At 54.7% G+C, this 22,063-nt stretch carries 19 protein-coding genes and 2 tRNA genes; 11 read left to right on the plus strand and 10 right to left on the minus strand.

The features are described 5' to 3' along the window. Nucleotides 1–2: 2 nt before the first annotated feature. The 3 genes from LEPIL_RS03255 to LEPIL_RS24015 are packed head-to-tail and all read right to left on the minus strand — an operon-like array spanning nucleotide 3 to nucleotide 2,392. On the minus strand, nucleotides 3–695 hold the full coding sequence (locus tag LEPIL_RS03255) for a response regulator (RefSeq protein ID WP_002769890.1): 693 nt from the start codon (nucleotides 693–695) through the stop codon (nucleotides 3–5). 2 nt (nucleotides 696–697) lie between these two features. Then, a complete protein-coding gene (locus tag LEPIL_RS03260; RefSeq protein ID WP_002769891.1) occupies nucleotides 698–1,573 on the minus strand; it encodes an HAD family hydrolase in 876 nt (291 codons plus the stop codon). A 3-nt stretch (nucleotides 1,574–1,576) separates the two neighbouring features. Next, nucleotides 1,577–2,392, minus strand: coding sequence for a M23 family metallopeptidase (locus tag LEPIL_RS24015; RefSeq protein ID WP_002769892.1), 816 nt, complete (start codon nucleotides 2,390–2,392; stop codon nucleotides 1,577–1,579). A 358-nt stretch (nucleotides 2,393–2,750) separates the two neighbouring features. Between LEPIL_RS24015 and ispF the strand changes: the two genes are divergently transcribed. Genes ispF through LEPIL_RS03285 form a run of 4 tightly spaced genes read left to right on the plus strand, consistent with a single transcriptional unit; the run spans nucleotide 2,751 to nucleotide 7,236 of the window. Continuing rightward, nucleotides 2,751–3,236, plus strand: coding sequence for a 2-C-methyl-D-erythritol 2,4-cyclodiphosphate synthase (ispF, locus tag LEPIL_RS03270; RefSeq protein ID WP_002769894.1), 486 nt, complete (start codon nucleotides 2,751–2,753; stop codon nucleotides 3,234–3,236). Between the two features lie 26 nt (nucleotides 3,237–3,262). After that, nucleotides 3,263–5,467: an ATP-binding protein gene (locus LEPIL_RS03275; RefSeq protein WP_040918251.1), complete on the plus strand. Its 2,205-nt coding sequence runs from the start codon at nucleotides 3,263–3,265 to the stop codon at nucleotides 5,465–5,467. A gap of 35 nt (nucleotides 5,468–5,502) precedes the next feature. Further along, nucleotides 5,503–6,393: an alpha/beta fold hydrolase gene (locus LEPIL_RS03280; protein WP_002769898.1), complete on the plus strand. Its 891-nt coding sequence runs from the start codon at nucleotides 5,503–5,505 to the stop codon at nucleotides 6,391–6,393. 24 nt (nucleotides 6,394–6,417) lie between these two features. Continuing rightward, on the plus strand, nucleotides 6,418–7,236 hold the full coding sequence (locus tag LEPIL_RS03285; protein WP_002769900.1) for a DUF5715 family protein: 819 nt from the start codon (nucleotides 6,418–6,420) through the stop codon (nucleotides 7,234–7,236). Between the two features lie 73 nt (nucleotides 7,237–7,309). Here the strand turns inward: LEPIL_RS03285 and LEPIL_RS21530 are convergent, their stop codons facing one another. Next, nucleotides 7,310–8,389, minus strand: a complete 1,080-nt coding sequence (locus tag LEPIL_RS21530; RefSeq protein WP_002769902.1) for a hypothetical protein — start codon at nucleotides 8,387–8,389, stop codon at nucleotides 7,310–7,312. 257 nt (nucleotides 8,390–8,646) lie between these two features. On the opposite strand from LEPIL_RS21530, the gene LEPIL_RS21535 reads away from it, so the two are divergent. From LEPIL_RS21535 to LEPIL_RS03305, 3 genes are all read left to right on the plus strand, one after another. Then, nucleotides 8,647–11,310: a SpoIIE family protein phosphatase gene (locus LEPIL_RS21535; protein ID WP_002769904.1), complete on the plus strand. Its 2,664-nt coding sequence runs from the start codon at nucleotides 8,647–8,649 to the stop codon at nucleotides 11,308–11,310. Nucleotides 11,311–11,345: 35 nt separating this feature from the next. Beyond that, nucleotides 11,346–11,420, plus strand: a tRNA-Cys gene (locus LEPIL_RS03300). A gap of 42 nt (nucleotides 11,421–11,462) precedes the next feature. Further along, nucleotides 11,463–11,544 (plus strand) — tRNA-Leu (locus LEPIL_RS03305). A gap of 50 nt (nucleotides 11,545–11,594) precedes the next feature. Here LEPIL_RS03305 and LEPIL_RS03310 read toward each other — a convergent pair. From LEPIL_RS03310 to fliD, 3 genes are read right to left on the minus strand one after another with little or no spacing between them, the layout of a single operon-like run. Beyond that, on the minus strand, nucleotides 11,595–12,815 hold the full coding sequence (locus LEPIL_RS03310; protein ID WP_002769906.1) for a helix-turn-helix domain-containing protein: 1,221 nt from the start codon (nucleotides 12,813–12,815) through the stop codon (nucleotides 11,595–11,597). Nucleotides 12,816–12,818: 3 nt separating this feature from the next. Then, nucleotides 12,819–13,811 carry a hypothetical protein gene (locus tag LEPIL_RS03315; RefSeq protein WP_002769908.1) on the minus strand — a complete coding sequence of 331 codons (993 nt, stop codon included), beginning with the start codon at nucleotides 13,809–13,811 and terminating at the stop codon, nucleotides 12,819–12,821. A 13-nt stretch (nucleotides 13,812–13,824) separates the two neighbouring features. Continuing rightward, the gene (fliD, locus tag LEPIL_RS03320) at nucleotides 13,825–15,795 is read right to left on the minus strand and encodes a flagellar filament capping protein FliD (protein ID WP_002769911.1); all 1,971 of its coding nucleotides are present in this window, start codon (nucleotides 15,793–15,795) and stop codon (nucleotides 13,825–13,827) included. A 153-nt stretch (nucleotides 15,796–15,948) separates the two neighbouring features. On the opposite strand from fliD, the gene LEPIL_RS03325 reads away from it, so the two are divergent. After that, on the plus strand, nucleotides 15,949–16,287 hold the full coding sequence (locus LEPIL_RS03325; RefSeq protein WP_040918256.1) for a DUF1820 family protein: 339 nt from the start codon (nucleotides 15,949–15,951) through the stop codon (nucleotides 16,285–16,287). Between the two features lie 48 nt (nucleotides 16,288–16,335). On the opposite strand, the gene LEPIL_RS03330 is transcribed toward LEPIL_RS03325, so the two are convergent. From LEPIL_RS03330 to LEPIL_RS03340, 3 genes are all read right to left on the minus strand, one after another. Continuing rightward, complete coding sequence (locus LEPIL_RS03330; RefSeq protein WP_002769915.1) at nucleotides 16,336–17,346, minus strand: septal ring lytic transglycosylase RlpA family protein; 1,011 nt, start codon at nucleotides 17,344–17,346, stop codon at nucleotides 16,336–16,338. Nucleotides 17,347–17,415: 69 nt separating this feature from the next. Next, nucleotides 17,416–18,432 carry a ferrochelatase gene (hemH, locus tag LEPIL_RS03335; protein ID WP_002769917.1) on the minus strand — a complete coding sequence of 339 codons (1,017 nt, stop codon included), beginning with the start codon at nucleotides 18,430–18,432 and terminating at the stop codon, nucleotides 17,416–17,418. Nucleotides 18,433–18,572: 140 nt separating this feature from the next. Further along, nucleotides 18,573–19,175 (minus strand): Tll0287-like domain-containing protein, encoded by a 603-nt coding sequence (locus tag LEPIL_RS03340; protein WP_002769919.1) that lies wholly within the window; start codon nucleotides 19,173–19,175, stop codon nucleotides 18,573–18,575. A gap of 116 nt (nucleotides 19,176–19,291) precedes the next feature. Here LEPIL_RS03340 and pgk point away from each other — a divergent pair, with 116 nt between their 5' ends. The 3 genes from pgk to LEPIL_RS03355 all read left to right on the plus strand — a co-directional run bounded on the left by pgk (nucleotide 19,292) and on the right by LEPIL_RS03355 (nucleotide 22,053). Further along, nucleotides 19,292–20,443, plus strand: a complete 1,152-nt coding sequence (gene pgk, locus LEPIL_RS03345; RefSeq protein WP_002769928.1) for a phosphoglycerate kinase — start codon at nucleotides 19,292–19,294, stop codon at nucleotides 20,441–20,443. A gap of 124 nt (nucleotides 20,444–20,567) precedes the next feature. Beyond that, on the plus strand, nucleotides 20,568–20,957 hold the full coding sequence (secG, locus tag LEPIL_RS21540) for a preprotein translocase subunit SecG (protein ID WP_002769930.1): 390 nt from the start codon (nucleotides 20,568–20,570) through the stop codon (nucleotides 20,955–20,957). A 175-nt stretch (nucleotides 20,958–21,132) separates the two neighbouring features. After that, nucleotides 21,133–22,053 carry a hypothetical protein gene (locus tag LEPIL_RS03355; protein WP_002769931.1) on the plus strand — a complete coding sequence of 307 codons (921 nt, stop codon included), beginning with the start codon at nucleotides 21,133–21,135 and terminating at the stop codon, nucleotides 22,051–22,053. Nucleotides 22,054–22,063 lie beyond the last annotated feature (10 nt).

Below are 22,063 nucleotides of genomic sequence, written 5' to 3' on the forward strand. Positions count from 1 at the left end.
TATCACAGCCCAACACGGCTGTGATAGTAAGAGACAAGTTCTGCAAGGGTTTCGGCGCCGATTTTTTCTTTTAGATTCGCCTTATGAAAGGCCACCGTCCGCAGAGAGATATCAAGGCGCTCGGCGATATCACGATCGCGAAACCCGTTTGCGATCAGCTCCAGCACCTCTTTCTCGCGGGCCGTGATCTCCACTCCGGCCTTCTGTTCGGCCTGTGCAAGCAGCTCCATCACGCGATCCGATTGCGCCGTTTCGCCGCTCATCACGCGATTCACGATATCGAGGATTCGCTCGGCCTTATCGGTCTTTAAGAGAAAACCGTCCGCTCCGGCCCGGATCACGGACGTGATGATATCGGTGTCTTCATACTGCGTTACGATTACGATCTTAAGATCGGGAAAGCGCAGCCGGACGGTCGCAAGAACGATGGCGCCACCATAAGAGCTCAATATGTTTTCTTTCGAGAGAAGAAATCCACCCTTTTCGATTTCCGGAACGACCAGGCCTTCCTGCCAGGAAAGAGGCAACCCCAGATCGAGTAGCATGAACGAAGGCCGATGCTCTTCAATGAATGGAAGTACGACCTCGCCCGTCGCCGCCTCGGCGACGACGCTGTATAAACCGGATTGCTCGATGATGTATTTCAGTCCGGCCCGCATGAGCGGATGATCGTCGACGATGATGACTTTATGCATGTTCAATCGATTACCGGCATAGCTTCCACGATCCAGCCTTTTTCGTGCGCCTTCGTGCGCAGGGTGACGCTGCCCCGATCAAGGACCATCGCCGACTGCGCCTCTTCCAGAAGCGGAAGATCCATCATCGAATCGCCGGCGGCGAAAAGCAACGGCTCCTCCGTGATCCGTCGCAGGGCCTGCACCTTTCCTTCTGCACAGGGGTACGGCTCGACGATATGCGGTCCGAAACGGCCGTCGTCCATGCGCCGTAGCTCCATACCGATTACGTGCTCGGCCGGCAGATTCCATCGATGTGAGAGAACGGCGATCGGAATGCGAGGCGAGGCCGTTACGATGTATACAGTCCACTTCCGGTCAAGCATCGCATGCACCAATTCCTGCATGGCCGGGCGAATGCGGATGCCGACGGGTAACTCGCGACCGCTCGGCAATCCGACTGATGAACTGGCCGTCAGCTGATGATCAAAAACCTTTCTTGAAAGAGCGCCCATTTCTTCTTCATGAAAACCGGCGAAAAAGATAGAACTCCAGCGATAGGCGGCCTCGGTTCCATGTTCGTTTCGGATGGCCTCGTACACGTCGATCATGCCGTCCATCCACTCGACAAGCAGAAGCGGATCATCAAAATAACGAAAGCGTTCGTATGCGGCCCTGAGCTCGTCGCGATGACGATGCGTCGACGTCGGCCAGTGCTCCCAGAACCAGGGCTCATCGGCACGAACATGACCGCCAAGAACGATCTCGTTCATCAGCGCTTCGCCCTGATCTCCCTGAATCAACGTGTAGTCAAAGTCGAAGGCGGCAAGGCCGGGCGGGCCTTCAAGCAGAGAGGTTAACTCGCTGAAGGCCTTTGCTGACCAGTGGGATGGATTCATAACTCAGAAAGCGTTCGTTCGAGGAGGAAGGGAGGAAGAGGCGCGAATATCGGGCAGCGTTTCTGTTACGGCGATTCCCGTTGCATCTTCTCTTACGATGATCTCGGACTGATGATAGCCATACGGCAGAAAATCTTCGGGATTCAAAGCGACGTCCTGATAGCGCACCTCGAAGTGAATATGCGGCCCCGTCGAGCGCCCCGTCGAGCCCGAGAAGGCGATGATCTGCCCTCTGTTCACGCGCTCCCCTACTTTTAACAGCAGGTCGTTGTTATGCGCATAGACCGTCTTCTTTCCGTCTGCATGCGTGATGACGACGGCCTTACCGAGTCCGCCCATCCATGACGAGCCCGTAACCTCTCCGTCGTCGGCGGCAAGAACAGGGGTGCCAATCGGAGCAGCCACATCAAGGCCCATGTGCATCTCAGAGAAACGTCTTCCAAAGCGCGACGTGTATTCGGGCGTTTCTGCAGGCCAGGTCAATCGACGCGGATCAATCTGAAGAATGCGGCGGCCAAACCCTTTTTTCAGCAGGGATTGATAGAACTCCTCGCCCATCGGAATGAAGACGAAATCGCTGCGAGAGAAGGTGTTATCGTTAATGATGAGGATTTCGGTCGGTGTGGTGCCGAACTCACGTGCCAGCTTTTGAATGCTATCGCCGTCGGGCTTTACCCAGCGACCGATTCGGCCTCTGTAGGTTTGAATATGCTTGTTGTCGACAGTGACGGTGATGCGAGCTCCGGTCACGGCTTCCAGTGATGGAAGTGCAATCATCACGGCCCCGAAAAAAGCAGAGGCCAGAAAGAATCGTTTCATAGTAGTATTCCGTTTCACAAAGTATCTTTTTTAATCGGTCTCTTTCTTTTAAAAGAGCCTCGCCTGTTTCGAAACCAGCTCTTTCCAATACCAGAGCCATTTCAGAACATCCGCTTTTGCCGTTTTTCTGAGGACGCACCAGAAAATTACAGCTTTTTTCTATTGTCGATCGTCTACGCGCCGACTGGCGACAGGATATTCGACGATCTCCAGAGACTGCAACCTTTTTTCGACCGGCCATGAGGGCCAGTCTTTTCACAGACGACCGCCCACGCAAACCTCTCTCCCGCAGACCTTTCGAGTGTTCTCGACGATTTCTGGTTTACAGACGGCATCTTTCCAGTCATCCTGACCATCGATGGATATTCGACTCGGAAACGGACTTGACTTTCACCGCCTCATCCAGGACTCCCATCGTCCCCTAATTCTCGGCGGAGCGACCATAGAAAGTGAGTTTGCGCTTGAGGGTCATTCCGATGCCGACATAATCCTTCATGCCCTTGCCGACGCCATTCTCGGCGCCCTGGCCGGTCCCGACATCGGGGAGCTTTTCCCCGATACGGATCCCGCTTTGAAGAATATGGATTCGGCCCGCATCATCGAGAAAGCCAGGTCCTTCGTTACCGATAGAGGTTTTTCTATTTCTAACGTCGATATTACCATAATCGGCGAGCGGCCTAAGATCAAGCCCCACAAAGAAACGATCCGGCGCAGCCTCAGTCGATTACTCGCCATCGACGTAGAACGCATCGGCATCAAGGCGACGACGACGGAGAAGATGGGATTTGCCGGAAGAGGAGAAGGACTCGGATGCCTGGCCACAGCCTTACTCATAAAACTCTGAAGTCAACGCGAAGAACAGCAGCGCTGTTGTTTCTGATCGTCAGCTCTCCTCTTCTGGCAGAGGTCGGCTATCCGGTCGATCTCAACTCACTGCCCGTTTATATTCGCGCCGGATTCTCTCTTGAAGATGGGAGCATCCCTTCGCCGGACGAAGAGATCGGCGATGACTTCCTGCGACTTCCGGCGGCGAGAAATCGTCCGGTTATCGTTCCCGATCTGAAGCTGCCCGGCATGCCCGAGCGTGAATTCCCCGAACTGCGTTCCCTGCCACCGGTAGATTTCACGCTGCTCTGGCGTTTCACCCTGACCGACGAAGATCTGACGCATATGCATAACCCTGTTCTGCTTTTCGCGCAGATCGGTGAAGGGTGGAAGATCTTTATCAACGGAAGACTTCTACAGAAGAGTATGGACTCTCATCCGGTGAACCGCCGACTTCTTCGCGTCGCAGTTAATCCGCGCTTCCTTGTGAGCGGAACGAATCAGATCGTCATCCATTTGAAGGGAGATCCGCTTTCGCGTGAGACCGGCCTCTACTACGGCTCTCCTTACCGCATCGAAGAGGCGGCCGCCGCCGAGGCCGACGTCGATCAGACGCTGTATATCGTTCTGATCACGATTTACTCGTCTATCGGTCTCTTTCATATTCTTTTTATCTTCGGCGACCCGAAACGACGCTTCAATCTGCACTTCGGAGTTTTTGCTCTCACTCTGGCGACCTACTTATTTACAAGATCGACTCTGCCCTATCAGTTTACGGATAACGCAAATCTCATCTTTCGTATTGAGATGGCGTCGCTGGCTCTCGGATTGCCGGCCTTCATCAACTTCAGCATCAGCCTGCTTCCTTTTCGCAATCGCGCCTTTCAGCTGCTCGGTGCGCTCGTCGTATTGCATGGCTTCACGATCAGCGGTCTGTCGATCGTTCTGCCTGTGAATCCGCTCTATGATCTGCTTGTGGTATGGCAGTTCACAAGCCCGCCGCTTCTCATCGTCATGGAGGCCTTCCTTCTCGCCTTCTTCTTTCATGATCTGCGCCGTCTTTTCAAATTGAGAGGACTTCCTGTCGGATTGTACCAGGCGCTGACAGCGAGGATTCCGGGGAATCTCGTTCTCGGAACCACCGTCGTCATGGTCACAAGCGTGTATGATATCTATGCGGCTCTTGTTTTGCATACGAGCCCGGGGCTGTCGGCCTACGGACTTCTCTTCTTCCTGACTGGATCGGCCGTGCGTATCGCTTACGATCTGCTGCAACTTCTAAAGACGAATCAGAGATTGAACCGATCGATGCGCCAGAGCTTCATGAACCTGAAACGTCTTCATCACACGCTGACCCGATCCGAAGAGAAATACAGGCGTCTCATCGAAGAAACGAACGACATCGTACTGACTCTCGACGCGAAGGGAATCGTAACGGCAGGGAACAGCTCTCTTTACAGAGAACTCGGCATTCGCCCCTCTGATCTGATCGGACGTCCATTCAGCGACCTTTTGAAGAAGGAGACTGCAGAAGACGGGCCCTTCAGTCAGAGCTTTACCGTCGATCGTGTTCAGGACTTTTTTGCTCACGGAGACACCCTGAATATTCGTGTTCCGCTTTTCGCAGAGCAGAAGCGAGGTCATGTTTTCTTCGACATCAAATTCGAGAAGATTCGCTCCGAAGACGAAACCGACATTATCGTGAAGGCGTCGACGGTTGAAGAAGATCCGGCGCTGAAATATCTCGTTCGAGAGAGCGTCAGCTTCGAGATGAATAACGACCTTTTCGCCATCGAAGACATGGTGCGACGTCTTATCGTCGACCTGCCGCGTTTTCTCGACGAATACGAGATCAGCATGATTCGCATCGGTCTTCGCGAGATCATCGTCAACGCCATCGAACACGGCAACCTCGGCATCACATACATCGAAAAAACCGATCTCTTGAATTCCGGCAATTATCAGGAAGAGATACGCCGTCGCCTCATGACAGAAACGAATGATCGAAGAAGAGTACGCATCAGACTGACGCTGACGCCGACGCAGATCCGATATCGCATCAGCGACGAGGGTATGGGTTTCGACCATAACAGATTCGGCTTTCATATGGACCCCGAGCAGGTCGAGGCGTCGCTGCATGGCCGCGGGATCTTTATTACGCGAAACGCCTTTTCGCGAGTGCTTTACAACGAATCGGGGAATTCCGTGCTTTTGATCCGCGATTTTCCCGACAGAGCGGAGCCTGCCTGATCGACGACAGCTTCGATCGGCATTATCATGACGACATGCAAGAACTCATTCTGAAAAGCGAACCGCAGTTTTTCGAGGGAATGGCCTGGTACAGACCTGCGCCGGGCAACGGTCCTCCGCTTCTCTGTCTGTCTGGCTATCAGGATACTGCAAAGACCTTTCTTTTTCTCGATGAAGTGCTTGGCCGATTTGATCCGATCCTGCTCGACTGGCGCGGCCAGGGTGCATCCATGCGCCGCGAAAGGATGTATACGATACAGGAGGCCTTTGCCGACCTTATACGCTTCATTAGCATACAGCTACCTCAGGTAACGGAGGGGCCCGTGCATATCCTGGCGCATAGCATGGGAGCGGCTCTCGCCGCGCGCTTTGCCGGCACGCTGCCAGAAAGGGTGCGCTCTCTTGTTCTCGTCGAAGGCTTTTCGGGCATCATCACAGCCGATGCTGAGGCGGATCGACTGCGATCCTGGGCCGAGCATCTGACCGAAGACGTCGATCGTGACGGAAGGACTATGAACGATATCGCCGACGTCGAACGGGTCCTTTCGCGCATCCATCGCGGAGTGCGTAAAGACCGCATTGCCGTGCTTGCCCGCCTGCTTGCCCGTCCGCAAGCCCCCGCAGAACCCGATCGTAACTTTGTATGGGTTCATGATCCCTTCTTGAAAAACGGCACCGTCCCTCTCTCGTTTGCTCCTGAGATCAGCAGAGCCCTGTGGCGACGCATTGCTGTTCCCGTGCTGCTCTTTCTTGGCAAGAAAAGCCATCTGCATCCGGGACCGGCTCGCCTTCCTGAAATCCTGTCACATTTCAAAACTCTGGAGCTATGTGAGGTGGACGGTGCCGGGCATAACCTGCATCATGATCAACCCGAGGCGCTCATTCCCGAGATGCTCGCTTTTTATCGAAAACATGGTTTTCTCTGAACAAGGGTGAGGACTTTTTGACCTGTGACCCGTATCCAGACCATTATCATATTGAGCATCGCCCTCATCGCAATCCCGCTTGCCGGCTACGGAGGCTATCGCTACGTATCGCAGCAGCGAAAGATCGAAGCAGCGGCCATAGAGGCCTACTTCGATCAGGCCCGCGCCTTCGAACGTCGCATCATCGATGGATTCCCCATCTATCAGGACTGGGCGACGCCCGATCGAGAACGACAGCTTCGCACACATCTGCTCGAAGATCATCTGGCCGTCGTACGTTCGATGAACCTTACGGCCATCGAAGATCGCATCGAGCTGGATGCCCGACTGAAAGCGGGAACGTTAACCGCTCTTGAACAGAACAGAGAGACGCCTTACTTTTTCTATAACGTAAAGAAAGAACACCGGGCCCTTCTACCGATGGCCTCGGAGGGATTGCACCTCATCGCCGAACGTCTGAACAAACGAACGGGCATGAAGGACGTAACCGTGAAAATGGCGATCTCGTCCGTTCTGCGCACGGTGGAGTATCAGGATGGACTCCGCGACCGTAATGCGAACGCATCGCTCATCTCTTCTCATAGCTACGGCATCAGCTTCGACATCTTTTATGATAACTTCTTCGTTTCCCTTGCTCCGCTGCCCGATACGGGCGATGTCGATGTGAACCGCTCTCTCGAAACGATGCGACTGCGCACGGGCTATTGGCTCGGCGACGCTCTGCGCCGTCAGCTGCACGCAATGTTAGCCGAAACGCTGATCGAACTGCAAAACGAAGGCAAGCTGTATGCCATTCTCGAAAAGAATCAACGCTGCTATCATGTGACGATTCGACCGCAATAGGGACTGTCGGGCCATGCCGTGAGCGGCGACCTTTGAAGCTGAGCTGTTAACAGACTGCTTTTTCAGCAGGCTGCTAAAGCCCGAACGAATCGATAAATTTCCCGATCACCTCAATATGCTCCTGCTCGGGGCGGTCATAGCCTCGGGCCGCCGTGTACAGGTGCTCGTCGAAGATGTGAAAATCGAAAACTTTAAGCTCGAATTCCGGAATGGTGATAATAAGGTTCTCGGTATGGATATCGAGAATGAGCTTTTCTTTCTCGGCAAGCGCTTCCGTAAAACCGACAAGACGCAGCAAATCATCGCGAATCTTTTCGAGCTGTTTTTTCTTCACGGCGCCGAAACGACCGATATCGAATTCAAACTCGAATTTCGGATTAAAGAACTGCCCGACCCTGCCCTGCTTCGCTTTTTTCCCCGATACCGCCAGCTCTTTCAGATGCTTGCCCACCAGCATCAGCTGCGTATCCATCGGACGCATCGTCTCCGTATGTCCGCGACCGAAAAGAGATCGGCGATACCGAATGCCCATAAAAAAGCGGGTCGGCAGAACCATGTCGGGTAACCCCTGCTTGACGATGGCATAGCTGTACCGCTCCAGTCCGAGCCTGAAGAAATTGAAGCGGATCTTTTCTTTACCCGCCGTCGTGCGGCCACGGCATAAAAACTCCATTAACTCCAGCTCTTCCTTTTTTAGAAACTTCTCGGGTTCGCGCGCCACCTCGCGGAACAGAGACCCACAGAGCGGATCGGAGGGCATGATATTCTTCCCGACCTTGACGACCATCCGCCAGGGAAGGCTGTACACGAATTTGTAAGAGCCGCGGCCGATATAGCTATCGGGACCGACGGGCATGAAGTCGTCGAGAAACGGCCGCTCGTAGCGCATCTGCAGACGCATCACATGCGACAGGGGCACGACGCGCTCGTAGATGCGACGCGGCAGGGAATGCTGTCTGAGCTGAAAATCGACGGGAATGAGCTCTTTTCGCGGGGCGAGCGTTTCGCGCGCCTTCTCAAGGGCGCGATCGATCCATTCTTCGTCAAAGGCCGAACGCATGACGACGGCCGCCTTCTGTCCCTGCTCGCCGACGCGCTCCCGCGCCTCTCTGACCCTGCTTCGAACCCTGCGAAAAATGTCTCGAATTTCCATGCAGATGCATCGTTCCATGCACGGTCGGGCGGCAAAGTGTTTTTCAGGCCTCCAAAACGGCGGCCTCGGCCAGAAGGATCTGCGCTTAATCTGACCGCTTGCTTTAACCGCGCCTCCTCCGTGAGTCAGCGCTGCCGACACAGAAGAGCCTCAACGGAGCCGGCGTAATTGATATTGAAATACAAAGTCAGATACTAAAATTTTTAAAGTAAAAAGGTTGCTATATTCACCGTACAATTCGGACTAACGCCCATACCATGCTGAAAAAAAAGACGCTGAAGTCCGTGATTCGCAACCCCTTTCTCTCGCTGCAATCTATTTCTATTCGCTACAAGGTGGCCTTTCATCTGATTCTTGGCACGATCCTGATCACGGTCGCCGTCGTCGAATATGCCTACTATGTGGCCCGACAGACCGTCATCGACCAGTTTGAGAAGCAGGTTCGATCAGCAACCCTGCAGATGCAGAGCGAGATCCAGAATGTCTTTCTGCGCATGGATAGAAAAGAGCTGAATCAGGAAAAGGCCTTCGATATCATTCGTAACTCCATGGTCGGCCCGATGATGGAGATTCGGTTGACCTTTCGCCAGTCCGATAACGATAAGGGGCGCATGAAGGAGCAGATCGGACGTATGCTCGGCATATTTGATCCCAGGATAAGCGACGCCTTTGACATAAAAGAGATAAAGGCCCAAACGCCAGACGGACTTACCGAATACCTCGTCGAAAAGCGTCCCGGTGGCGAACCGCTTGGAAGGGTTCAGAGGCTCGATTCTGAAAGAGCCCTTTTCCGGGCGCTTGATCCCTGGCTGATTCGTGACATCTATGACGGCTACTACAGACTGTCGCGCAAAGATCGCCAGACGGTGCGCCAGGGATTTCAATTTGAAATCGTACGCAACCTCTCTGTCTCTTCCTTGAGGCTTGGCAATACGGGCTATGGATTCGCCCTGACCGCCTACACTCCGGAATGGATGATACAGGGCACAACGTATCCGCGCGACTATACCGAGAATGCAATCAGGAGTCGGTACGCGAACAATTTCTCTGAAACAGGCTACACAGCGGAAGAAATCACCCGCTACAAAGAGGCGTTCGGTCAGACCGCTGACGAGAATCTTGCTTTTGTTTCGCGCGATATGAAGGAAAGGCATACACCGGCAAATGGATTGATAGCCGTCATCCATCCCTTCCGCGAGGATGAAGACCTCGATAACGTTCAGTTCGACGGAACGATGGTCGTTCGCGAGATGATGATGCAGCGTCAGGGTTTCTATCGCTATCCGTGGCAGAACAGCGGCGAAACGTCTCCGCGGCAGAAGCTGATCTATCTGACGACGTTCGAGCACCCTCAATTGCAGCAGCCCTGGGTGATCGCCGTCGGAGGCTACGAAGACGAGGTGCTCGGCCCTATTCAATCTCTGCACCGGAACCTCTATATACTACTTTTCGCCGCCATCGTCGTCTTCGCTCTCAGCTCCCTGGCTTTTTTGCAGCTGAACATCATCGTTCCGCTGAATCGTCTTCTTGAAGGCATCTCACGCATCAAAGAGCACGACCTGACAGTACGCGTAAAACGCATCAACGGAGACGAGATCGGTTTCGTAACGAGAACGTTCAATCAGATGGTGCGCCTGATCGCAGATCACGAAACAAAGCTATCGGAATATGCCCGCACGCTCGAAAACAGGGTGCAGGAGCGAACGCAGGAACTCAGTGAAACGCTGGCCGAGGTGCAGCAGCTCAAAGAACGGCAGGATGGGGATTATTATCTGACCTCGCTTGTTCTGAATCCCCTGATCTCCAAAAAAGTAAGCAGCGAAACCGTCAGCGTCGATTTTCGCATCCGCCAGAAGAAGAGCTTCCGCTTTCGCAAATGGAGCGGCGAGATAGGAGGCGACATCTGCATCGCGCGCTCGCTTTCGCTGAAAGGTAGGGATTACACGGCCTTTTTAAACGCCGATGCCATGGGGAAGTCGATCCAGGGAGCGAGCGGAGCTCTTGTCATCGGCTCGGTCTTTGAATCGATCCTCGAACGTACGGTTTCGGCGGCCGTCTTCCGGAATCATTATCCGGAGCGATGGCTGAAAAACTCCTTTCGCGAACTCGCCAAGATCTTTCTTTCGTTTGATGGGGCCATGGGAGCGTCTCTCGTCATAGGGTTAGTCGATGATCGAACGGGAACGGTGTATTATATCAACGCCGAGCATCCTTTCGGCGTTCTTTACAGAAAAGGCAGAGCCAGCTTCATCGAAACGGAGGCCGTGCTCAAGCGTATCGGCATTCGCGAGTCGACCGAGTCTCAGACCGTCGTGCGCACCTTTCAGATGCAACCCGGCGACGTCCTTCTATTCGGGTCGGATGGCAAAGACGATCTCGACCTCGGCGACGGCAATCGAAACGACGACGAGTATCTCTTTCTATCTCTCGTCGAACAATCAGGCGCCGACCTCGACAGCCTGACCGAGCAGCTGGGGCGACGGGGAGAGTTAACCGATGACCTGTCCCTGCTTCGCATCGAATTCTCGGGCATGACGGACAGAGACGGGCGTCGCACGCTCACAGAACTGATCAACCATCACATAAAACAGGAAGATTATGCAGGCGTGCTGTCTCATGCCTGGACGTATCTTGATGAACATCCGGCGACGACCGACATCCTCTATACGTTTTCGTATGCCTTTCGCAAAGTGAAAGACTATGCCACCGCCGCCGAACTTGGCGAGCGCATCTATCTTCGCGAGCCGGATCGTCCCGGCAATCTTGTGAACCTGGCCTACTGCCATGTAAAGATGTCGTCGCATCAGCGAGCGGAGTTTTTCGCGCAGAAGGCGCTCGACCTGGACCCCGGAAACGACGTGGCGAGGCGCATTCAGGATATGATTGCAGAGGCCCGGCCCTCCCAGGGAATTTTCAATTGACCCGACAGGTCAGAAACAATTAACGTCTCACAGATGGCGTCGTAGCCAAGTGGCTAAGGCAGGGCTCTGCAAAAGCCCGACCGCCGGTTCGAATCCGGCCGACGCCTCCATTTTTCTTCCCAGAAAATCCGACCTTTCGGATGTTGATAACCGCCCGGGTGATGGAATGGTAGACATACGGGACTTAAAATCCCGGGGCGATTCGCCGTGCGGGTTCAAGCCCCGCCCCGGGTATTCAGCATATTCGCAAAACACTCGCTGCAAAATCGAACGAGCGGCGTTGATCAGTCCGAGGCCTTCGCACCTTTTTTTGCCGCCTTTTTCCCCACGCCCTTTACCGTTTTCGGCGGCCCCTTCTTTGTAGCCTTCGTTACATCTTTTTTTCCGGAAGTCTGCCGGGAGGGGGTTTCGGCCTGCTTTCCTGGCCTGTCGCGCTCTTCTTCCCTTCTTTCCTTTCTTCCCGTCGCTGACTTTTTAGCCAGAGGCTTCTCTTCGCGATCAAAAACGAATGCCTTCGCGTCGGGAATGACGGGCAACGTTTCGTCTGCTTTCTTTCGAATACGCCGCACCGGGCCTTCGACACGGCGATGAAAGCGTTCGTTCACATCGAGGCGACGTATCTTATTCTGCAGCGTGGACCGATTCACGCCCAGGGCCTTCGCCGCATGCGATACGTTCTGCCCCGTGCGACGCAGCATCGAGGCGATGATACCGGCCTCCAGATCTTCCATGATCGAATCGAGATCCTGACCTGCCTCAAGCCGGCTCATGATCTCATGTGGTAGCCCGGCAACCTCGGGATCATGGAAGATATACAGATACCCCATGATGACGCGATCGTGCTCGAGCGTGGCGATCTCGACGGTAAGATGAAGCTCGGTCAGCGATACAAAGAGCAGATCGACCGGATGCGGCCCCATGCTGTAGGTGCGCGCAAGGGCATTGCGATTCACTTCGAGAAAATAGCGCTCGGCGAGAGCCAGGGTATTCTTAAAAGGCCCACGTTCCAGAATACGCGAAACAAAGGTCTCATTATAAAAAAGCGTCTGGCCGTTCAGATCCGTGGCAAGAAGAGGATGTGGAAGCGAGGCAAGGATCAGTCGGCTCAGCCAGTCCCCTTCGTTTTGCGCTGAAACGACCTCGGCGCGAACGGAATCGCTCTGAAAGGGTTCGTCACGCTGCTCTTCTTCAAGAGCGGCCATGCGTCGATAAAGCTCAGATTTCGGCCACCGGGTATGCTCCCGCCCCAGCTCATCGAGCACGGGTACGGGGCTTTTCTCGCCAAGCGCATGCAGGGCCTCGTCGCCGATTTGCGCATGCAGAAGGGCGGAGGGGATGCGAGTGAACTCTTCCTGTAATCGTTCGAGGTCAGAGGCGCGACGATCGATCTCTGCGCGCAGAATGAAGCCAAGAAAGCGATCGCCTTCCGCTTCAACGACGGGCAAACAGGGCACAGCATGCCGGTAAAACTGCTGAAGCAGATGCGAAAGACGCAGAGAGGACACCGATTAGGATTGCTTTTCGGCGACGTCCTCAGGCAAGAACTTTTTCAACTGCTGTAGCGTCGGCGAAAGACCTTCGATCTGCTCGGCGAGCTCGTATTCGAGAATATCGCCGGCCGCGACCATATCGCTCTCTTCCAGAGCCGACGAAAGATCTGAGAGCAGCGACAGAAGCGCCGAAGCCGTCTCGTCAAGGCTTCTCTCGCCCACCGATTCTTGCCGCTGTTCTTCGCTCAATCTTTCCAGAGCTGCAAAAAGATACGGCATGAGCGCATCGAGATCCTGCATGACGCTATCAAGAAGAGCGACGCCCTGCTCATCCTTTCCGGATTGATACGATTCATTGATGCGCACGATGCTCTGCGCCAGATCGGGCAGCGCCTTCTCGAAGCGGTCCAGGCCTTCGCGTATATCATCGCCGGTCAGCGATTCGGCATGAAGACGCACGACCAGTCGCCCGGTGAAGGCCTTGATGGCACGGAGACTCTGAAGCAGCTCATCGAGCTTCGCCTCGCCAGGCATAAGGCTGGCCGCCTCTCTCTCCAGAGCTGCAAGAGCCGTTCCGATCGGCTCAGACATCGTGCCGTCGGGCATCGGAACGGAAAAAGAATCGAGTTCGAGTTGAAGCATGCCCGCCGCAGAATCCACAAATTCCTTCACCCAGGAGATGCCGCTTTGAAGCTCTTCGATATCTTCAGAGCGGATCTCTTCGCTGTAAAAAAGGGCGCTGCCGATCTGATCAAGATAGCGATCGATGGTGCGAGCCGTCCGTAAAAGAACGGCCTGCGAATCCCCGATCCAGAAATGCATGCTGCGCACGGCATCGAGAGTCGTCTGTTCGAGGAAGTCCTGCGAGACGTCGCGATCCTCCACCCTGCATTCAAGAATATATCGCGTGTGCCGGGCCGCCTCGGCCTCAATCGAACGATATACGTCGATCAGGGTTTTCTCGCTGTCAAACTGTACGTCGACGGCTTCGTCATTGATGAATAGCTGCATGAAATCCTCCCGATTACTGTCCCGGAGAAAGCCGGTTCTTTAAATACTCAGACGTGGATCGGTTCTGCCGCATCTGCGTTTCCATACGTCCGAACTTCTCGCGCAGTTGTTGTTCTTTCTGCTTGAGGCTGAGTTCTTTGTTATAGATCTGTTTCTTGTTTGATTTGATCTGCTCCTGTAAGAGGTCGATACGCGAGGCGATCACGCCTCCCGATACCGTCACATACGGAGCCAGGTCTCTGTTGATGGCGTAGGCGATGCCGTTATCGGTCACGCCGTCTTCGTTTCCGTCGGCGGCGAAAAGCTCACGCACCGATTCGGGATGACGCCCCAGAGCGTCGTCAAGCTTTGCGTCGTCGATAACAAGCAGGCCTTTTTGAATATCTTTCCAGTCGCTGCCGACGGCGCCGGTTGAGATGCCGATGTCGCCAATCACGCGAAAGGCCGGCTGCTGCCGCGTAGGGTAGGATTGCGCCACCGCCGATTGCAGCTGCGCTATCAATCTGCGCGTCACGGCGTCGCCGGCAAAGATGCCGCTTGCATCTTCGAGCTTGCGCAGGCCTTCGTCGATCCCTGCGTTCGGATCGGTGGGGCGGTTCATCTGAAACTCGTCTTTAGAACCGAACTTATCGTTCTCGCGCACAAACTGCACAAGTGCGTTATGCGCCTCCACCCATTCCTTGATCTTCTTCTTGATCTCGTCGGATTGATGCTGCACCTTCAAATGCACGGCCGATTCCGTCACGCGATGGAAATTGAGTGAGGCGCCTTTAATCAAATCGGTAATGCCTTCGTTGCGCGGACGCGTCACCTCGACGCCGTTTACAAGCAGACGCGTATCCTTTGCCGGCGTCGTTTCATGCTTCGGGCCGAAAAGACCTTCTTCTTCGCGCATCGTATCGACGCGAAAGTCTTTCAGTTCGCCCTCCGATGCGGGCACGGGAATGACGCGAATCTCAAGCAGCTTCGCCGGCCCTCCGGCAGCGGCGGCGATATCGACGGATTGATCGCCGTCGCCGCGCAGCTCCATCTTCAGCTCTTTGCGCGCTCCCATATGATCATAAATCACGATAACCTCGGCCTGGAGCGCTCCCTGAAGGGCCTTCTCTTCTCGCGTCTGACGACGTCGCTCGATATCGGGCGCATTGAGCTCAACTCCGCCGATCTGCTCGCGCACATCGGGACCCGACGTTACCGTCTGCCCGTCAGGCACGTCGGTCTTTGTGACCTTGAAAGCAGAAGAGAAATAGAGTTTTGATACGGTGGTGCCTTCGACAAGAACGGGCAGCAGCGTTTCCGCTTTTGCGACCGTAACGGGCGCTGTGCGGTCTTTCAGAGCCAGCGCCTCGGTCGCCGTCTTCTGCTGCTTCGTTTCGCCGACGATCTCAAGATTGCGCAGCAATCCGTCTGGGTCGGTGAATTTAAACGCTCCGGCAACGCCGATGTTTTTTGAGCGCAGGGTTAACAGCGAACGATCTGAGGTGATGCGCACCGACGACACCTCGAAATCGTTGCCGGCATGCTGCCGCAGAAGCCGCTCCAGGGCCGGGAACTTTCCGCCCTGAAACTTCACTTCAATATCTTTATTCCCCGTATTAATGCGAAAGGTGGCTGCAGGCAGATCTTCGGAATCCTGGATCTGTCGCGAATGGATCTGATGGTAGGTGGCGAGCGCAAGCACCTGAATGCTCTGGCTTACCTCTTCGACGTCGGGCGATGTCGATCCGGTGATGGCGCCCGGATCAGAAGAGACGATCGTGCGCACGGTGAACGGGCCCGAAAAGGAGTAGAGGTCACGGCTCAGGTTTGACAGTACACGGGCGCGGTTTCGCAGTTCTTCCCACGCCTGGATGCGGATCTGATTGCGTTTATTCTCTTCTTCAAGACGCATCAGAGGCTTGCGCTCGATCTCGATGAGCTGCTGGATCATCACCTGCGTTTGCATCCCCGATCCGCCTGGAATTCCTACCATTGGTGCTGGCATACTATCTCCTGCGAGTGTCCTCTGTAGAGCCTTGCCGTCTCTGGCGCACGGCCTCTATACGTAACATCGGCGTTTTTGCAAAAAGCACAAGCCCGAAAGGGCGTTTTGTTACGGCTTGACCGGAGCGGAAATCAGGCTGATCTGACGGCAACCATGGCAGCGACGAAACGTCTCTATCGCATTCAGTTCCTGAATCAGGGCAAAACCTACGAACTTTACGCCCGATCGGTCACGCAGGGAGCGCTTTTCGGATTCATAGAAATAGAAGATCTTGTATTCGGCGAGAAATCGGCCGTGCTTGTTGATCCGACCGAAGAAGGCTTAAAGAAGGAATTCGAAGATACGAAGCGCATCCATGTGCCGATGCACTCCGTGCTCAGAATCGACGAGCTTGAGAAGACGGCATCGTTCCGGCCGCGTGTCATCTCCATCGATGCCGGCAGTGGCCCGTCCGCACAGCCCGCTCCCGTGCTTTATTCGCCGCCGAAATAACGGGCCTGCCAGTACCCGATCAAACGTTCTTATGTAAGAAGAAAGAACTTACTTTGACGGGCCCGAAACGAAGCCGCTGTAACCGTCGGCCTCCAGCTTGCTTTTCAGCTGATCGGCTCCGAAGCGTTCATAGAACGTTCCGACTTTTACAACATATTCGCTACCGCGTCGGAACACATGCACAGGCTGACCGTAACGATCGCCGAGATAGGTCTTGAGACGCATTGCGTTTTCGAGATCGGTAAAGAGCCCGATCTGTACCGTGTACTGTTTGAAATCCTGCTCGGTCTTCAGATCCTTTTCCATCTGCGCAAGCTGATCCTTATTCGCAGACTTATCGTCAAGCTCGGCACCGCCCTCGCCCGTTTCAGGGCGTCTGAAGAAAAGCGCCGTCGCTCCGTCGCCCTTCTCGGCCGCTTCGCCTTTTTTGATGACGCGGATGGCGACGCGGGCTAACCCCTTTTCTTTAAACGCCAGCACCTCAGAGGCATATTCGCTGACGTCGAGAATGCGTCCTTTTACAAAAGGGCCGCGATCGTTTACTTTGAGGATGACTTCTTTGTTGTTATCGAGATTCTTCACAAGTATGACGGTACCGAGAGGCAGGGTCTTATGAGCCGCCGTTAACCGTCGACTATCGAAGATCTCGCCGCTTGCCGTCGGTCGGCCGTCGAAGTCGCGTCCGTACCAGGAGGCGACACCGTCTTCGGTGAAATCCGACAGGTCGGCCGTCGTCGTAGAGGCCGGTACGATAGCGGGCTCCTGCGATGCAGGCTGCTCGTTTTCTACGACGCTCTCTTTACGATCTGCATAACCCGGAGGAGCGTTCTCGGGTTTGCAGGCACAGTCCTCTGCCGCGGCGACCTCTTTCAGAGCCGGATCGCGTTTCGACGCCTCTTCGAAATAAGCGTCTTCCTGGGCGTTGCGGTCCTTCACGTCGCGACGCGAACCCGGAGTCGTGCTTTCTACGACATACGGAGGCTGGTTGACGTTTGTGGTAACACAGGACGTCGCCGACGCTGCAAGCAGGATGAGAGAGATCGTGCGAATCGTTTTCATCCCTCTGTCTATCGACGGCTTAGCTGAGGGCGTTGACTCTTTTTTTCAACCTCTGTTTTCCAGTGATTCTTACTCAGCCTCTTTCAGCCTCTTGTTCAGTTTTTTATAGAGGAAATCGGCCCAGTCTTCATCGGCGTTGAGCGACGGAACAAGTCGGAACTCTCCGTTTCCGCCGCCCTCTCGATAGACCTCTTCGCCGCGAATCGCCAGCTCTTCGAGCGTTTCGAGACAGTCCGCCACAAAGGAAAGCGGAACGATGGCGAGAGACAGATTCTGCGCGGCAAGCACTCTGATGCGATCTTCGGTTGATGGGCTCAGCCATTCGTCGCGTCCCAGACGAGATTGAAAGGCCACAGACCAGTTCTCTTTATCCAGACCGGCCGCCACGGCCACCGCACGAGCCGAATGCATGCACTGTGCCCGGTAACAATGCGTCGGCGCCTCGCGTTCACAGCAACCCTCTTGCATACAGCGAGAGTCTCCGCTGCGGTGAATCTGACGCACGGGCAGGCCGTGAAAACTGAAAAGCACATGTGTATCGCGACTCAGGCGCTTCACTCTTGAGGCCCACAATTCAACGAAACCCTCTGCATCATAGAAAGGCGGTTCGATCGAAGGAAAGAGCGGACGCCAGGCATCGCTCATCACCGCCTGAAAAACGTCGCCCATAACGGTTGCCGTCGTTGCTCCGGCAAACTGCGGATACAACGGAACAAAGTGGATACGACTTATGCCCTCTTTGCGCAGACTTTCGCAAACCGAACGCACCGATGGCGAGCCATAACGCATCGCATAACGCACGACGGCTTCTTTTCCGAAGCGCCTCTGAACCGCATCGGCAAGATCGGCCGTATGAAAGACAAGAGGCGAGCCGCGATCGGTCCAGATGCTCTGATAGGCATGGGCGCTTTTTTTCGGTCGAAAGCGCAGAATGATGCCATGCAGAAGCAGCCATCGCATCGCTGCAGGCAGATCAATGACAAAGGGATCGGAGAGGAACTCCGCAAGATAGGTGCGTACATCTCGAACCGACGGCGATGCCGGCGATCCGAGGTTGATCAAAACGATTCCGGTGGTGCCTGCCATACAGGATAACGTTCTTACGTCCTGCGTGCTGGCTGCGACCCTTTTTCAAATCACAACCAGCGGTTTCTACAAGCTATTTCAAGAATGGTTTCTGACAGGCTGCTTTTTCAGCAGCCTGCTAATCGTTACTTCTTTGTGCGTTACTTCTTTATGAAACGTGCGACAAAGGCGCCGCGAAGATCATTCAGGGAGTAGCCTGTGGCCTCATCGCTCGGGTACGCCTTTTTCAGCGCCGCTGCCGTCTCGGGCTTGATCTGCTCGCCGATGCCGTGACAGCTGAGGCACATCTCGCCGCTGATCTGAATCGGAGCCATCACAACGCGACCCGTCTCTGTCGGAACGACGACGGCTCCGATAGGCTTGCCCTCTTTCAATCGAGCCGCCCAGAGATCCAGTACCATCGATTCTACTTCGCTGGCCCTGTGCTCCGGATTGCGAGGCTTCTGAGAAACACGCAAAACCTGCGCCTCTCCTGAGAGAGACTTTTCGATTTCCGGTGAAACGACCTGACAGACCTCAATGGCCTTCTCAGGGCCGCCCTCTTTCATCGCAGCCATCAGGCGATTGGAAAGCTGCATCTTGAACTCGCCGAACTGTTTGACGATCAGGCGATCGGCTTCGTCGGCCGCCTCTCCTTTATACTGGATGGTTTCGTATTCGGGCACTGCCTTTGCCGGCGCATCGGGCTTACAGGCGAGAAACAGTAGAGTAATGGAAAAAAACGTCAGGGATCTGAAATACATGAGCAACCTCCGATATACCCCTAAAGGGTATACAATCATCTCGCGATGCAGCTGCCCTGTAAATCAAAAAAACTTACTTTGCATGATACCGTACAGGACGAATCTGCCACCCGACTATGAAGCTCGCTCGAATCGATAGCCAGCCGTTACGCGGCAAAAGAGTCCTCTTACAGATTGAACTACCGCCGCCCGGCCATCCCTTTGCCTCCTATTATTTGAACGAATGTACAGAAACCCTTGATCTTCTTCGAGAGCGAGGCGCCCACGTCCTCATTACCGGGCATCCCGTACACACGCAGCGCCCTGAGTCGGTGAGCTTCTCGGCATATACAGATGAGCTCGGTCGACGGTTGAAAAGCACCCTGCCATTCTTTGCAACGCCTGAAGATACGAAAAAGGCCGTCTCGGCCCTTGAACACGAGCCGGCCGTAATGCTTGATAATCTGCTGCATATTCAGGGTGAGGGCGGCAGCGCGAAGGCGCATGTAAAGATTCTCGCCGAAGGCATCGATTTTTTTGTGAACGAGGCGCCGGGAACGCTTGCCGACAGTTACTCAAGTTCGGTGCATATGCCCGAGTTGCGCCCGGCTTTCGCCGGCATGCGCCTTTCAGAACGTGTGGAGGCCCTGACGGAGCTTCAGGCCGGCAAACCCTCACCCTCGGTTTTTATTATGGGCGGACAGGACGTGGCCGCCTCCATCATTCTACTGAGAAAGAATCTGGCCTCGATGGACAGCCTGATCGTCGGTGGCATCGTCGCCAATACCGCTCTGAAAGGGAACGCCCTGCAGATGGGCTCCTCTGTGCTTGACGCCCCGCGTCAGTCCGACGCCTTTCAGATCATCGAGCGTGCTCGCCTCGAAGAATGCCATGTTGAACTGCCGATCGACCATATGATCGCCGATCGCATCTCTTCAAAGGCAAAGCTGAAATCGTCGGGCCGCGAGGTTCCTGAAGGCTGGATGTCGGTGGACGTCGGCCCCAAAACCCTGTCGAACTACGAAAAACTGCTAAAAAAAGCCGGTGTCGTCTTCATGCATGGCCCTCTTGGCGCCTCGGACGTACCTGAATTCCGGGCCGGCACAATCCGCCTGCTTAAGTTTCTCGCAAAATCAGGTGCGCGGGTCATCCTTGCAGGCGAGGATCTCTGCCATATCGCCATAGAAAACGGGATCTCGTTCCCCTTTCTTTTTCCGGACAGCCGATCGGTGCAACGTTTCCTTTCTGGCCAGGAGCTTCCCGCTCTGGCGGCCCTGAGCCCTCGATAGTCCGAAGCTGGCAGTCATCGCCGATCCCGTGGGAGCCGGGCATTGGCGAGAGGTTGGTTTTTCGGTTTACGTCATTCGGGCCCGGGAAAAGCATGCGAAGGATCATCGTTCGGGAGCTATTTCCATGCAGATTCTGCAAACCCTGCTTGTAGTATTATTCTTTGTCAGTTGCGCAGCACTGATCTTCTTTATCCTGATTCAATCCGGTAAAGGCGGATCGCTGGGCATTATGGGCGGTGGCGGTTCGGGCTCTCCTTTTGGAAGCTCTACCGTTGATGTCGTCGAAAAGGCAACGTGGTATGGCATCGCTGCCTTCCTTATTCTCGCCATCCTTTCGGCCATTGCCTTTGCCGATCACGGCATCAAGATTGAGCCGATTGAGAGTGCAGTGCCCGCCGCGGAAGAGAGCGCTCCGGCGCAGAGTTTGCCGGCAAACCCCGCTCCGGCACAGAATACGCCGGTTCAACCTGCTCCGGCTCAGAATCTGCCGGCCAATCCGACGCCAGCTCAGTAAAAGCCAGCGAATGTCGCAGAGACCCGCTCCGGCGGGTTTTTTTATGCCTTTCTCGCGTACGACCGTCTGCTTTTTTTAGTTGCGGGATGTGTTTTTTTCGGCAATACAGTAAATTCAGCGATCGCGATTTCCTATAATGATACAAAGACTCAGGTTATTACAGGGACGGAAGACTATGAAACGGATTTTCACCACCACAGCGGGAGCACTGGCAGTATCCCTGTTCGCAGGCGCTCTGATTGCAAAACCCAAAATCATCGACCGTGAAGCAGAGAAAAAGGCCTACCCTGATCTGCAAACCACGGAAAGCATCCTTGATCGCAATGTTACCGAAGCCTACAAGCGCCTAGCCCTGTTTGGCCCGCTTGTGAACATGGCTAAAGAAGACCGAGACAAGTATTTCAAAGAGCGTCAGGATCCGCTCGATTTCCGTCATACGCTTAAGAACATCGTCTATACTCCTCGCAACACCTATGTGCGTTACGTCAAGGAAGGAGCGGATTTTCTGCTTGTAGGCCTCGGCGATACGGCAGAGACACAGGCCAAGATCAGCGAAAAAACGGCCGAAGCGAACAACGCCGGTGTTCAGGTTCCTGCCCTTGCCTTTCAGGATCGTGAAGGCATCGAACTGACGCAGTTCGAGTTCATCTACGCCGAAGACGAACCCATTCGGGAAGCGATCGGTTCGCGCCGCAAGTCCGTCAGCCTCTTCTATAAAAGAACGGGTCAGGGCAACGTCGACACCGAGCAGGATTTTACGCTCGACCTCGTCGTAACTCGCATCGTTCACGATAACTTCAAAAAAGGCGTAAAAGACATCGAAGTCGTTATCGATCCGAGTCCGATGACCGAGGCCATGGACGATATCATCATCCTGCACCGCTACAATCAGAAGCCCTCCCAGGCGATCGTCGTGGGCACGATGCCGAACACGCCTAATTTCCCGCAGCGGAATCAGTTCAAGCAGAAATTCTATACGAAGCTGCTCGATCATTACAACATTCTGTATCGTCTGCTCGACGGTTATGCGAAGAAGGATGGCAACTCGTACAACGATACCGTCCTCGAACTTCTGCGAAAAAGCACGGAATACTGAGCGACGTTCC

It is taken from the genome of Leptonema illini DSM 21528 (genome assembly GCF_000243335.1).
Taxonomy (GTDB): Bacteria; Spirochaetota; Leptospiria; order Leptospirales; family Leptonemataceae; genus Leptonema; species Leptonema illini.